The sequence below is a fragment of the Leptospira hartskeerlii genome, assembly GCF_002811475.1.
GTDB lineage: Bacteria > Spirochaetota > Leptospiria > Leptospirales > Leptospiraceae > Leptospira_B > Leptospira_B hartskeerlii.
Genome location: NZ_NPDL01000005.1, coordinates 153,563 through 165,994, shown reverse-complemented (window position 1 = coordinate 165,994; position 12,432 = coordinate 153,563). Strand labels below are relative to the sequence as shown.

Annotated in this window: 12 protein-coding genes; all 12 read right to left on the bottom strand. The window is 42.6% G+C overall.

Annotation, left to right across the window (positions count from 1 at the left end; translation table 11 throughout):
- Positions 1 to 58: 58 nt before the first annotated feature.
- Positions 59 to 592 carry a guanylate kinase gene (gene gmk, locus CH352_RS10815; RefSeq protein WP_100707129.1) on the bottom strand — a complete coding sequence of 178 codons (534 nt, stop codon included), beginning with the start codon at positions 590 to 592 and terminating at the stop codon, positions 59 to 61.
- Positions 593 to 606: 14 nt separating this feature from the next.
- The gene (locus CH352_RS10810; protein WP_100707128.1) at positions 607 to 888 is read right to left on the bottom strand and encodes a DUF370 domain-containing protein; all 282 of its coding nucleotides are present in this window, start codon (positions 886 to 888) and stop codon (positions 607 to 609) included.
- The gene (locus CH352_RS10805) at positions 888 to 2,096 is read right to left on the bottom strand and encodes a hypothetical protein (RefSeq protein WP_100707127.1); all 1,209 of its coding nucleotides are present in this window, start codon (positions 2,094 to 2,096) and stop codon (positions 888 to 890) included. The genes CH352_RS10810 and CH352_RS10805 overlap by 1 nt, the downstream gene beginning before the upstream one ends.
- Positions 2,097 to 2,159: 63 nt before the next feature.
- Positions 2,160 to 2,525 carry a hypothetical protein gene (locus tag CH352_RS10800; RefSeq protein ID WP_100707126.1) on the bottom strand — a complete coding sequence of 122 codons (366 nt, stop codon included), beginning with the start codon at positions 2,523 to 2,525 and terminating at the stop codon, positions 2,160 to 2,162.
- A 5-nt stretch (positions 2,526 to 2,530) separates the two neighbouring features.
- A complete protein-coding gene (locus tag CH352_RS10795) occupies positions 2,531 to 4,513 on the bottom strand; it encodes a FapA family protein (protein ID WP_100707125.1) in 1,983 nt (660 codons plus the stop codon).
- Between the two features lie 28 nt (positions 4,514 to 4,541).
- Positions 4,542 to 5,342: an RNA polymerase sigma factor WhiG gene (gene whiG / locus CH352_RS10790; RefSeq protein WP_100707124.1), complete on the bottom strand. Its 801-nt coding sequence runs from the start codon at positions 5,340 to 5,342 to the stop codon at positions 4,542 to 4,544.
- 222 nt (positions 5,343 to 5,564) lie between these two features.
- A complete protein-coding gene (locus CH352_RS10785) occupies positions 5,565 to 6,050 on the bottom strand; it encodes a hypothetical protein (RefSeq protein WP_100707123.1) in 486 nt (161 codons plus the stop codon).
- Positions 6,047 to 6,952, bottom strand: a complete 906-nt coding sequence (locus tag CH352_RS10780) for a MinD/ParA family protein (RefSeq protein WP_008597222.1) — start codon at positions 6,950 to 6,952, stop codon at positions 6,047 to 6,049. Before CH352_RS10780 ends, CH352_RS10785 begins: the two co-directional genes overlap by 4 nt.
- A gap of 41 nt (positions 6,953 to 6,993) precedes the next feature.
- The gene (flhF, locus tag CH352_RS10775) at positions 6,994 to 8,271 is read right to left on the bottom strand and encodes a flagellar biosynthesis GTPase FlhF (protein ID WP_100707122.1); all 1,278 of its coding nucleotides are present in this window, start codon (positions 8,269 to 8,271) and stop codon (positions 6,994 to 6,996) included.
- Positions 8,272 to 8,310: 39 nt separating this feature from the next.
- Positions 8,311 to 10,428 carry a flagellar biosynthesis protein FlhA gene (locus CH352_RS10770; RefSeq protein ID WP_100707121.1) on the bottom strand — a complete coding sequence of 706 codons (2,118 nt, stop codon included), beginning with the start codon at positions 10,426 to 10,428 and terminating at the stop codon, positions 8,311 to 8,313.
- 15 nt (positions 10,429 to 10,443) lie between these two features.
- Complete coding sequence (locus CH352_RS10765) at positions 10,444 to 11,646, bottom strand: EscU/YscU/HrcU family type III secretion system export apparatus switch protein (protein ID WP_243396352.1); 1,203 nt, start codon at positions 11,644 to 11,646, stop codon at positions 10,444 to 10,446.
- A complete protein-coding gene (fliR, locus tag CH352_RS10760) occupies positions 11,646 to 12,425 on the bottom strand; it encodes a flagellar biosynthetic protein FliR (protein ID WP_100707119.1) in 780 nt (259 codons plus the stop codon). The genes CH352_RS10765 and fliR overlap by 1 nt, the downstream gene beginning before the upstream one ends.
- Positions 12,426 to 12,432: the final 7 nt, after the last annotated feature.

Here is a 12,432-nt window from a genome sequence, read left to right as displayed (position 1 = left end):
TTGATCCAAATATAAGAAAGTGGTAATCTGTTCAGGTTTCCGAATTTAGTGGAAATCCTTAAAATAAAATTTCTTCCAAACGAGACAATGCATGGTCCAGCTTATCGTTCACTATGAGATGATCGAATTCGTCTTTGTGAGCCAGTTCTTCCTTTCCGTTCTTGATACGTTTCAAGATACTTTCTTCGGAATCGGTGCCTCTTCCTCGTAATCTTTTCTCCCATTCTTCTTCATTTGGAGGAAGTATGAAAATTGTGATCGCTTCTTTTCCTAATTTTTGTTTTACCTGGGCCGCACCCTGCACATCCAGATCCATGATCACCGATCTACCCGCGGACATACATTGGTTTACGAATATTGCAGGAGTTCCGTAGTAATTATCATGGACCTTGGCCCATTCCAAAAATTCTCCCTTGTCTATTCCGGATTCAAATTCTTCTTTGCTTAGAAAAAAATACGTTACGCCTTCCTTGTCTCCGGGCCTAGGAGCCCTTGTAGTACAAGAAACTGAAAAAGCCAAATCTGGATGTTTGGCTCGGATCATTTGGATGAGTGTGGATTTGCCTCCTCCTGCTACGGAGGACAGAACGATTAGCTTGGGAGATTTCAGTCCTTTTCTTCCTCTTCTTCTGCGATAGAATTATCCCTGCTTTCTATCCTTCTTGTAAGAGCTTCTACTCTTAAGTTGGAAAGGATCAAATGGTTGGAGTCCGTAATTATGATGGACCTGGTCTTTTTTCCCTGGGTCGCGTCTACCAAACTGTTATGACTTTTGGCTTCGTTTCGGATCCTTTTTGCGGAAGCCGAATCCGAATGAATGATACCAACGATTTTGGAAACCATGACTATATTTCCAAAACCAACGTTCAAGACGCTAAATTGGGACATTAGGTCCTCCTATTTCTCTCCAACCTAAATCTTTCGATAATGTCCACCTCACCGGTGGCGAGATCCAAGGCTTCTGAGATTTCTTCATGAGAATATCCTTTTTTCAAGAGGAAAACGACCTTCTCAATTTTACTCGCACCTTCTCCCAGGTCTTTTAGCGCAGTTTCAGAAGAAATTTTTACGGAATCCTGTTTTTGAGGAACGTAGCCGGTCATTTTCCTTTCCAGGATTTTTCCGAAGTTTTCCTCCAAAGGAATTTTATTGTCCGTTCTTTTGGATTTAGAACTCGTTTTTTTAGGATCTAATTCGGGAGCATAATCAGGCCCCGCTTTTAAGTGGCCTCCGCTAATATCTTCCGGAAATTCAATTTTATTTTCTTCGAATGGATCTCCATCCAAAGAAATATCAAATGTAGAACTTGGATTGTACATCGGCTGAGGAGTTCTGGTGGGAGAAATTTCAGACATCAATTCCCCGGAATCTTTCCAGCCCATTACATCTTTGATCTTCTTGCCAAAGTTTTTCAAAATTCCCAAAGTGCCTGAATCTTCTTCTCCGGAAGAAACAGTTTCTTTTTTGAAATTTTTTCTTTCCGGATCCAAAAACGGTTTAGGATTTTCAGTAGAATAATTTTCTCTCAGATTTTGTTTATAAAGTCTTCCTACACCTTCCCCAGCTTTTGCGGCAAGTTCTTGTTTCCGATTTTCTAAAGATTCGGTCGGAACAGTTTTCAGTTCTTTCTGTTTTTCCCTAATGAGAGTAAGATATTCGTTCTTAAATTTTTCCTCATCGGAGATATGCACTTCTTCCCGGTGAGTTAGGATAGAAGGCTCGCTGGTTTCTAATTCTTCCTCTACGCTCTCGAATTCCAATATAGGTTCGGGAGCTACATTCTGTTTTTCTAATTTTATTCCTTCGTTAGAAAATATTCTTTCCGGAAGAGATTCCAGCTTTTGGAGAATAGATTTATATTTATCTTCCAAAGCATCCGAACGTTGGACCAAAATTTTATAAGCTTGGATCTTAGAATTTAAAAGTTCTATCTGACTTTCTGTTTCCGTTTGGATCTCGTCTACTAATGTACGGATCTCTTCGTTGATACGTCGGATCATATGAGAACGTATTCTCTTCGTCACTTGCGCGGACACACCAACGTACAAGCCTACGGCTATAATAATATTTAAGAATAGGACTGTGAATAATTCCATCGCACAAGCGTCCTTTTCGAGGATATTTCCAACAACATTCCTCGGAAAGCCGGCACGTTTTTATTAAGCTATATAGTCCACTGTGGAACGAGTAGGTGTCCGAATTTCGGTCTTTCTACCGCTCTTATCATAGGAGAAAATTCTCTCCTTTCCACCCTCAGGTTTTGGCCCTTTAAAAGAACGGATTTCCTTTTCTATTTCTCCGATCCTTTGGGTGTATGAAGTGCGAAGTCTTTCTCTATATTCAGGTGAAAGAGAAAAAGTCTCGGTGTACATCTGCACCGCGTACTTTTTATCTATAGAATACTCTCGGACCGATTTTTCGTTCTGGGCGATTACATTCGAAAGAGTATGTGGGTTCTCCACCATAGTCCTTCGGACCAGATCGTTCGCGGCGCCGTATCCGGAAAGAGGTTCGTTCAGCCTCATATCCTTTATTTTCCTCTAGATCTGTTTTTTCTCCAGTCTTTTTTATCCGGTTCGGGGTCTTGGTACGGCAATTGTCGGATAACCCCATTCTCTTCCACGAAGCTCTTATGTTTGATCTCGTTACGTGTTTTGAATTCCGCACTTTTGATCTTGATCGTGACCCCTCCGAATAAGGTCTTTTCGACGCTGATTTTTCCGTTTGCGGCTCTTTCTTCTATATATGCCTTGAGATTCTGGATCTCGTTTTCGTATTCTCGGACCCGGATCTCCAGCTTTTCAGTAGCCTTACTTGTTTTGATCAACTGCTGCTCATGGTCTTGGGTGAAAGAAGCAGGGTCATTCTCCTTTCTGGCCTTAAGTGTTTTAAGACTTTTGGAAATCTGCTCGAACTTGTCTTGGTTTTCGGCCAACTTCTCTTCGTATTCGGAGATTTGTTTTAATACTTTAGGGTCTGTTCCCACAATGAGCTCGGTCGCAGGGTTGGCGGAAGATCCTATTACCTTTGCTGCGATCGTATCGGAAGCACGGATCGTACCTCCTACAATCTGTCCCCTCTTACCGTTGGAGATTACTTTTCCACCTGCGCTCACAAAGCAGTGAAGAATTCCTTCTTGGACCACCACATCTTTCTCAGTGACTACGGTTGCGTTCTGTATAAATTTCGCGATTACGTTTCCGCCGGTGGATTCGATCCGGGCTTCGTCTCTTCCGGAAACCCCTTGGCGAATAATAATGTCTCCATCCGCTTCTACGTTTGCTTTTTGGACAGTGCCATAGATCTCTATGTTTCCTGCAGCCTTGACTGAGTAATTATCTTCTACATTTCCAGTGATAATCACAGAACCTAAGAATGTAACGTTACCAGTTTTGATCCCTACGTCACCGTTCACTCTATAAACTGTTTCTACAGAAAGCCTTCCACTCGCATAGACAACTTGACCGTTTACTTCTGCGGTGAGTTTGGTTCTATCTTCGGAAAGGATCGTTCCCTTTCCTTGTTTGAGTTCAGTATCTAATCCGTCTTTTGCAGGTAGAAGTTCGTTGAATAATGTACGACCGTATTTCCCTCTTTCTGCAGGGACTTTTTCCGCAAGAAGTTGCCCAACTACAACGTTTTCTATCAAGTCCATGTCCTTATAGTCCACTTTTCCGGACTCGTCTTCTCTGAAGACTACCTTCTTACTGATACGAACATGGAAGATTACCTGTGCATTCTTTCCGTTAACAGGAGGATCTCCTTCTGCAGCGGTGAAAGGCTGGTTATAGAATTCATCCTCCAACCTTTTTTGGATCTCTTCTTCTTTTACTCCGTATTTGATCCCTGCATTCTTGAGATAATTGACTACATCTTTTACTTCCAGATCCCTTCCTGCTGGTTTAGGAGGAATGAAAGTAATCTTGGCCCTCATCTTATCAGGAGCAATATCCAATACCATCTTCGCCTCGGCACCTTGCCTTGGTTTCATATTGGAAATATAGATCGGCTCTCCCTTGGCCTCTTTTACAATTTTACGGATTTGGTTATCATCTACTTCGGCAATTCCACGAACTGAAAGTCTGCGAGAAACTTCCGAAAGTTCGATTGCCCTTCCTTCGCCAGAAGGTGGATATACAGTAAGATAAGTTCCATTTCTGAAAATTTGAACGACTGCTTTTCCATCTCTGTCCTTAGGTTGTAGGAACTCCTTCAGATCTTTGGAGACTAATTTTCCTGATCCACCGGTTAACTTTTTGTCCAGTTCTGAAAGTTCGTCTAAGAACGTATCTTCAGGAAGAATGGATGCCCGGATATGCCAAGGTTCGGAACCGAAAAGTTTTTTCTTTCCGCGTTTAATGACTATATAATCTAGCTCGTGAGACTTTCTTTTGAGATGAGATGCTGCTAATTGCAGACATTTTTCCAATGTAGGAGCTATGACTTCTACCTGCTCGTTTTGGAGCTTGTCTAGTTCTTTAGATTGGTCTTTTAGAAAGGATGTAAGACTCAAAAGAAACTCCTCCGAGACAGTTAAGTTATTATTTTTTGCTAATAACCGATTTCACCTTTCCTAATTTACTACGAAGTCTTGCTACAGCTCTCGTATGAAGTTGGGAAATCCTAGATTCGGTTACTTCCAATACTTCTCCGATCTCTTTTAAGGTTAGATCTTCGTAATAATAAAGAACGATTACTTTTTTTTCTTTGTCCGGAAGTGTTTTGATCGCTTCCACGATCACGTTTTTGATCTCCTCTTTTTCGATGATCGTGTCCGGGTTCATGTTCATCGGAGATTCTAATGTCTCCATGAAAGAAACCTCGTCGTTCTCATCACCAAGGAACCAAATATCATTTAAAGAGACGAGTGATGTGCCGCTGATCTTAGTAAGAAGGGAGTTGAACTCCTCGACGGAGATCCCCATTTCTTTTGCGATCGCTTCATCTTCTACATGAGCGCCCTCTTTGTTCTCGAGCATTCCGATAATTTGCTCCAACTGTTTCGCTTTTTGGCGAATGGAGCGAGGGATCCAGTCGATGGAACGAAGTTCATCGAAGATAGAACCTCTGATCCGGGTCATTGCATAGGTCTTAAATTTAATCTGTCTTTCCGGATCGAATTTTTCGATCGCATCAAGAAGACCAAACACGCCGTATGAAACAAGATCATCGAACTCTACGTTTTGAGGCATACCAATCGCGATACGACCAGCCACGTGTTTGACTAGAGGAGAGTATTTTTCTACAAGATAACTGCGAATATTTTGGTCTTTAGTTGCCCTATACGACTTCCAAAGTTCGGTTTCATCCGTATTATTGTATTTTTCGAAAAGTTTGGACATAACAACGGAATGGGCTGGTCCTCTGCTTAAGAGTGTCGTGGACCAAACCGATTTGCAATAGCATTTTTTGTCTCAAAAACGGGAAATCAAGCAGTTTTTTGTCTCATTGGGTTTCTGAGCAGATTTACGCTAAAATCGAGATGTAAAAACCGTGAGTCGGAGTTCCTACATTCGAAACCTCTGCGATCTCGGTGCGAACCAAAATTTGTTCTGTCGAAGTTACTATTTGTCTTGGTTGCCGTCGTCTTTCGCGAGCATAGTCCGGATCGCCTCCGCCATTAACTTAGGCTCATTCTTGATCGCAATATTTTCCACGATGATATGATCTCCGAATTTATCCGCTTTTTTACGAGGAATCCCGCTCGCAGCGGCCCGAATTTCGTCTGCGCTACTTGGAGAATCAAAATTAGCGGTAGAAGTATCCATATCCGCATGTTCCGAATGAGAATGACGGCCGCCGCCTTCGTGACCTTCTTCATCTCCTCCGGAATATGCCCCGGTGAAATTGCCGATAAGTTCCAAAAACTCAGGAACCTTAGAAGCTAAAACTGAATATACCCCAAATCCGAAAACAGCCATACCGACCGTGGATAAAAAAGTAATAAATATGATATGGCCAAAGTAATTTCCGACCATGATGCCGCAGACCAGACTTATGATGAGTCCTAAAAAGGAGAAAAAAGCGAGGAAACCAATTTGTAGGTTCACTCTTCCTCGCTCTGTTGTTTTTCTCTAACATCCACAAAATTGAAAAACTTACGGAAGAATCCGGTGATTCCGGAATCATCTAAATTATCCATTTCTTGGTTGAGTAGAGAATATGTGATCCGATTCAAACAAGCGGCAGCTTTGCTCTTAGGTGAATGAATGATATACGGTTTTTGTTCCCGGATACTTTTTTCCACCTCGTCGTCTTGGAAGATGAATCCTAAATTTTCAACTCTCACTTCTAAGAACTGACCGGAAATATCGATCACTCGGTCCGCAACCTTCTTCCCTTCGATGGCGGAACGTACACGGTTCACTACCATCTTAAGATTTTTATCTCTACTTTGGGAAACGATCGCCTTGATCAATCCATAAGAGTCGGTGATTGCAGTAGGTTCCGGTGTGGTAACTACGATCACATCGTCAGCAGGAAGTGTGAGTCCGATCACATTTGAGCTGATCCCTGCTCCGGTATCTATGATCATATAATCATACGAATCCAGATCAGCGAATCCTTTGATCAGATTATTTCTTTGGGTATCGTTCAGGTTTGCAAGTTGAGAATAACCGCTAGCGCCTGCAATGATATCAACTCCTTCCGGAGCTTGGATGATAATATCCTTTAAACTTTTATGTCCCTTGACTACGTGATACAAATTATACTTAGGGATGATCCCTAAGATCACGTTCACGTTAGCGAGTCCTAGATCTCCGTCGAATACTAGAACCTTCTGTCCTGCCTTAGCCATAGAGATGGCCAAGTTTACGGAGATAGTACTTTTACCGACCCCACCCTTTCCGGAAGCGATCGCTATAATCTTAGTCATAGGTTTGGTTGAAGACACGAGTTTCAAACTCGTATTACCCTCGGTAAGTTTCCGCAACTGAGTCGCTTGGTCCATCCTAACCTCTTTCTCTGGGACTTAGGTTTTCTACCGAAACCTTAAGCGGAGAATACTTCTCCGCGGATCTCGATGATTTTTTCCGGATTTACTGCGCATTCGGCGAGTTGGTGTTTTTCCGCTGGGATCATATCGAAGGGAACTTCTTGGCCAACACTTAAATGGGTAAAACCCTTATTAAGTGTATCGGCTAGTTCCAGAAATCCACCCAAAAATTCCGCTTCGTCCAGTTTAGTTAATAAAATTCTACGGAAACCAAGAGGTTCGTAGGCTTTCATTACGGAGTGGGTGTGATGATACGAAGAAGTGGCGGATAATACAAGGATATTTTCAACGTTGTCCCTTTCTCCGAAAGCGGAAAGGTATCCGTACATTTTGCTAAGCTGGTCCACATTACGATGGCTATAACCCGCAGTATCTATTAAGATCAGTTCCGATCCGTCTCTTGCGAGAGTCTCCTGAAAACGTTTCAGATCTTTTACCGCATAAAAAGGCATTTCCATGGTATCGGCGTAGCGTTTTAGCTGCTCGATCGCCGCAATCCTGTAGTTGTCAGTTGTGTACAGAGACACCGATTTTCCCATATGAAGATGGTACTTAGCGGCTAGTTTTGCAATACTTGTTGTCTTTCCGCTACCGGTAGGTCCCACAAAGAAGACTACTTTTCTCTGTCCTCTTCTGGTTCCCTTGAAAATGTCCGGCTCCACTTGCACTCTTTCGGAAAGAACTTCTACAATTTTTTCCTGAACTGCAACTGTGCGAGAGCGATCCAAAGGAGAAAGTCTCTGCTCCACTTGGGAAATAATTTCTTCAGCGTAAGCCTCGCTCATTCCTTCTTTAACAAGTTTATCCCTCATTTTAAGGATATTGGAGTCTTGTTCCTTACGAACGGATCTGGAAATTTTAGGCTCGAATTCTTTTGAAAAAGAAAGTCCTAAATTTTCTTCAGACTCTAGTTCTTCAGAAGTAATATCTATCAGTTCTTTCGGCAAAGAAGAAGTCCTATTTGGGCGAGAAGTTCTTTCTTCCCAGCTCGGCAATTCTTCTAGGCTTCTTCTTTTTTCAGAACCAAGAGTGGACTTTTGTTTGAGTAGTTCTTTTAGGTCTTGGAGTTTTTTCTCCACCTTCTCTCTGGAACTTGCCTTTTCAGGGATACCAACCTGGATCTCCACGACCTTGCGAGCCATGAGACCGGTCCCAAACACCCCACCTTCGGTCAAAATTCTATGTTCGATGACATGGGCTTCTGGGCCATATTTCATCTTCATCTGCATTAGGCAGTCCTGTAGATCCTTGCCCCTTATCTTTGCGAAATCCATGTTATCCTCCTGTTTTTTCGATTAAAATATTACGTTTTCTTAAACCACTTCTGCGGGTTCCGCCGCCTGGGCTTGTGCAATCCTGAGTTCGCCTGCGATTACCGTAGGAACGGAAGAATGCACTTCTTCTAATGCGAGAACGGCAAAGTTCCTAGGCGGGAATTCTTTCGCTAAGAAATAAGCAAAAGGCATTCTGACTTCTCTGTTCACCACATAGATAGGGAATCCTCTTCCTTCCTGGACCCTACGGTTCATATCCGCTACCGATTCCAAAAGTCTTCTTTGGAAATCCGGAGGAAGGACCAAAATATCCCTTCCTTCTAAACGATCTTGCGCGAGAGATTTGTTCAATCTGTCGAGCACCCGACCTTCTACCACGATGACTTGGAGTTTTCCATCCACCATATAATCTTTTACGATCGTATTGGAGATAGACTGTCTTACGAATTCCGTAAGAACATAAGGATTTGGATACTTGCCCATTTTGTTCGCGACTGTTTCCAAAATCGGGACCAGATTGCGAATTCCCAGACCTTCTCTGAGAAGATTTTGAAGAACCTGCTGCAACATTCCCAAATTGCCCGGCTTGTCTGCTTCCAATTCTTGGATAAGTGTTGGGTATTGAGATCTGTAATGATCCAGAAGTTTTTTGACTTCTTCTCTTCCAAGCAAACTAGAAGCATGAGTCGCAAGCAATTCTCTTAAATATGTAATGATAACTGTAGAAGAATCCACCACGATAAAGCCTTTGGACTCCGCATCACCTTTCGAATCAGCAGAGATCCATTTTGCAGTTCTTCCATAAGCAGGTTCCATGAAAGATTCCCCCTCGATGGAAGAAAGGTCCTGACTTTCTGCGGAAGGCATCGCCATTAGTTTTTCAGGGCGGATCGTGCTGGAACCAACCTCCACTCCATTGATCTTAATGGTAAATTGATCCGGAGGTATTTCTAAATTATCTAATATACGAATTGGAGGAATAACGATCCCGCTCTCACGTGCGAATTTTCCTCTTAAGTTGGAAATTTGGTCCATCAATGTTCCGCCTTGGGAAGCATCCACAAGTGGCACCAAATGATAACCGAATTCGATCTCGATCGGCTCGATCCTAAGTTCGTCGTAATAATCCCGAGGTTTGCGATCTCCAACGGCTTCTTTTTCCTTCTTCTCCAAAACCTCAAGCTGTTCTTGTACAGTTTTTTCGAGAGAGTATGCGAGATATGCAAGTCCTCCAGAAAGAAGCACCATGGGAATAAAAGGTAATCCTGGAATAAATGCTCCCATTCCCATGGAAGCGGCGACTACATACAATACCTTTGAGTTTGCAAATAGCTGGGTCTTGAATTGTTTTGCAAGATCGGATTCAGAACCGGAACGAGTCACGATTATACCTGTAGCAACAGTGGTGAGAAGTGCTGGGATCTGAGAAACAAGTCCGTCACCGATCGTGAACTTTCCGTAAGTTTCAATCGCAGATATGAAAGATTCTCCACGGATACTTGCTCCGATAATCACTCCACCAACCAAATTGATCGCAGTGATGATAAGTCCTGCTCGCACGTCCCCTTGGACGAACTTACTCGCTCCATCCATGGACCCATAGAAGTCCACTTCTTCTTCAATCTTCTTTCTTCTCTTGCGAGCTTCCGCCTCATTTATATTTCCGGTAGAAAGTTCCATGTCGATTGCCATTTGCTTACCAGGCAAAGCATCCAATGTGAATCTTGCTGCCACTTCGGAGATACGGGTGGCACCTTTAGTGATCACGAGAACCTGAACGATCACTAAGATTAAGAAGATGATAAATCCAACTACGTATTTACTTAAACCGGATTCGCTTCCTACGATAAATGAACCGAATGCGTCTATGATCGCACTGTTTACTGCAGGACCTTTGGACAAAATTTGTCTCGTCGTAGAAACGTTAAGTGCTAATCGATAGATCGTAGTAATAAGCAATAAGCTAGGAAAAATGGAAAACTCGGATGGCTCCTTAATAGATAAAGAAGTCAAAACAATGAGTAGACTCAAAGCCAAACTGAATAAGATCAGAATGTCTAAGATAAATCCAGGCAGAGGAACGACTAACATTCCGACAATTGCAACTGCTCCCGCACCCAGGATGAAGTCGGATTGTGTGTACCATTTCTTATCCATAATATTCTCCTAGGTTTAAGAAGCGTTTCGGAACGCTTTCCGGAAAGATTCGAGTTTTGTAAAGATCACACTGAGTGCGGTATAGAATTTAGCAGGAACTTCCTGGCCAATCTCCACCTCGTCATAAAGTGTTCTCGCCATTGGGCGGTCTTCAACTGTAGCGATATCATTCGCCTTTGCCACCCGGATAATACGTAACGCGAAATCGTCCACGCCCTTTGCGATCACAATCGGCGCCCTATGTTTGGAAGGTTTATATTCCAATGCTACTGCAAAGTGAGTCGGGTTTGTAATGACCACATCCGCTTTGGGAACTTCTGCCAGCATCTTGCTTTTTTTGATCTGGTCTCGAGCCATCTGTCTTCTTCTGGCTTGCAAAGAAGGATCTCCGTCCTGTTCCTTCATCTCTCTTTTGGACTCGGAAGGAGTCATTTTGAGTGCTTCTTCGTATTCATATTTTTGGAAGAAGTAATCCCCGACGCTGATCGCGAGTAATAGTATCCCCACTACTATAAAAATTTTGAATGCAGTATAAGTGATTAATGCTACGGATTCTTCGAGGCCCATATTTCCGAGCATCAATATTTTGAAGAAGTCCTTCTCTATTACAAAATAAGATACCCAAGCAATTACGGCTACTTTGACTAATGACTTTGCTAAACCGAATAATGTCTGGCGGTTCGGAAGCACCTTTTTGAAATTCGGACGTATTCTTCCAAAATTGAATGCAAGTGCCCTAGGTGCGAATAAAAATCCAGTCTGGACCACGTTACCTACAATCGCAGCAACCACAGTAATTCCCATCAAAGGAAGAAGTAGCTGAGTGATATCTACGAGAGCGTTGTTCAAAAGTTCGCTCATTGCTTCGGAAGTAATCACATTCGCGGAACGTATTCCGAAAAAATATTTTCTCAAAAGATAATAAGATCTCATGAAAAAATATTCTCCCATGAGATACATTAGAACAATACCTGCTAAAAGAACGACAGCAGATGCGACTTCCGGGCTTTTAGGAACGTTTCCTTTTTCTCTTTCTTCCCTTCTTCTTCTTTCGCTGGCAGGTTGGGTACGTCCCTCGTCTTCCGCTGCGAATAATTGCAGGTCGATTCGGAAAGGAACGTTAGCAGGGACTGGCTGTGCGCGTGGAATCGTGTGTTGGAATTCCAACACGTCAAACTTAGAGAAAAGGCCCGATATCTTCTTCCAAAAGGATCCCATTAATTTGGCCATCCTTTCAGCATTAGGTTCATCTTTTCGAAAGAAAGTTGGAAAGCATTGTCCATCTGAGTGATCAAAAATGGAACAATCAATATCATCACTACAAGGCCGATTGCGATCTTGATTGGAAAGCTTAGCTGTAGAATATTCAACTGAGGGGCTGCTTTCCCCATCAAAGCTTCCGAAACAGTGACTAAAAATAGAACTCCAAGTATCGGCAGCGAAATTTTGAAAGCAACCAGGAACATTGCACCTACTGCTTCTTCCATCGCTTTGTAGAGACCATCTTGGATCTCAGGCACAAGTTTCAAAACTTGCACCTTCTCAAAAGAATATACCAAACTTTCGAATAGAAAACGATACGCTCCCAAAGAGAGAAATAGAAGCATGCCTAACATATTCTTAAGAGTACTGATCACAGGAAGACTGGTTTGGGAGATCGGATCTAAGATCTCAGCATAACCGAAACCAAGCTGGACGTTAAAAAATTCTCCCGCCATCTGGAATGAGGAGAATACTAAACTGACCAGAAAGCCCATCAATATCCCGATCAGCGCCTCGGCCATCACGACCAAACCATAATCTGTCATATTACCTGGGATCGGAGGAACAAAAGATGCGCTTACTGGAAATAAAATTACAGAAATCAGAAAACCAAGAGTCATTCTTTGCGGAAAACTGATGGAGGCAAAAGAAAACACAGGAGCAACGGATAGAAGCCCCACAATCCTTGCCAGGATCAGAAGAAACACTTGGAAATTTCCTATAAAGTATTCCATTTTTTGA

What these genes read in the sequence shown, in the direction of transcription:
- fliR (WP_100707119.1), bottom strand. Translation starts at nt 12,425, where the DNA reads ATGGAATACTTTATAGGAAATTTCCAAGTGTTTCTTCTGATCCTGGCA.
- CH352_RS10770 (WP_100707121.1), bottom strand. Translation starts at nt 10,428, where the DNA reads ATGGATAAGAAATGGTACACACAATCCGACTTCATCCTGGGTGCGGGA.
- CH352_RS10810 (WP_100707128.1), bottom strand. Translation starts at nt 888, where the DNA reads ATGTCCCAATTTAGCGTCTTGAACGTTGGTTTTGGAAATATAGTCATG.
- CH352_RS10765 (WP_243396352.1), bottom strand. Translation starts at nt 11,646, where the DNA reads ATGGGATCCTTTTGGAAGAAGATATCGGGCCTTTTCTCTAAGTTTGAC.
- CH352_RS10780 (WP_008597222.1), bottom strand. Translation starts at nt 6,952, where the DNA reads ATGGACCAAGCGACTCAGTTGCGGAAACTTACCGAGGGTAATACGAGT.
- CH352_RS10800 (WP_100707126.1), bottom strand. Translation starts at nt 2,525, where the DNA reads ATGAGGCTGAACGAACCTCTTTCCGGATACGGCGCCGCGAACGATCTG.
- CH352_RS10805 (WP_100707127.1), bottom strand. Translation starts at nt 2,096, where the DNA reads ATGGAATTATTCACAGTCCTATTCTTAAATATTATTATAGCCGTAGGC.
- whiG (WP_100707124.1), bottom strand. Translation starts at nt 5,342, where the DNA reads ATGTCCAAACTTTTCGAAAAATACAATAATACGGATGAAACCGAACTT.
- flhF (WP_100707122.1), bottom strand. Translation starts at nt 8,271, where the DNA reads ATGGATTTCGCAAAGATAAGGGGCAAGGATCTACAGGACTGCCTAATG.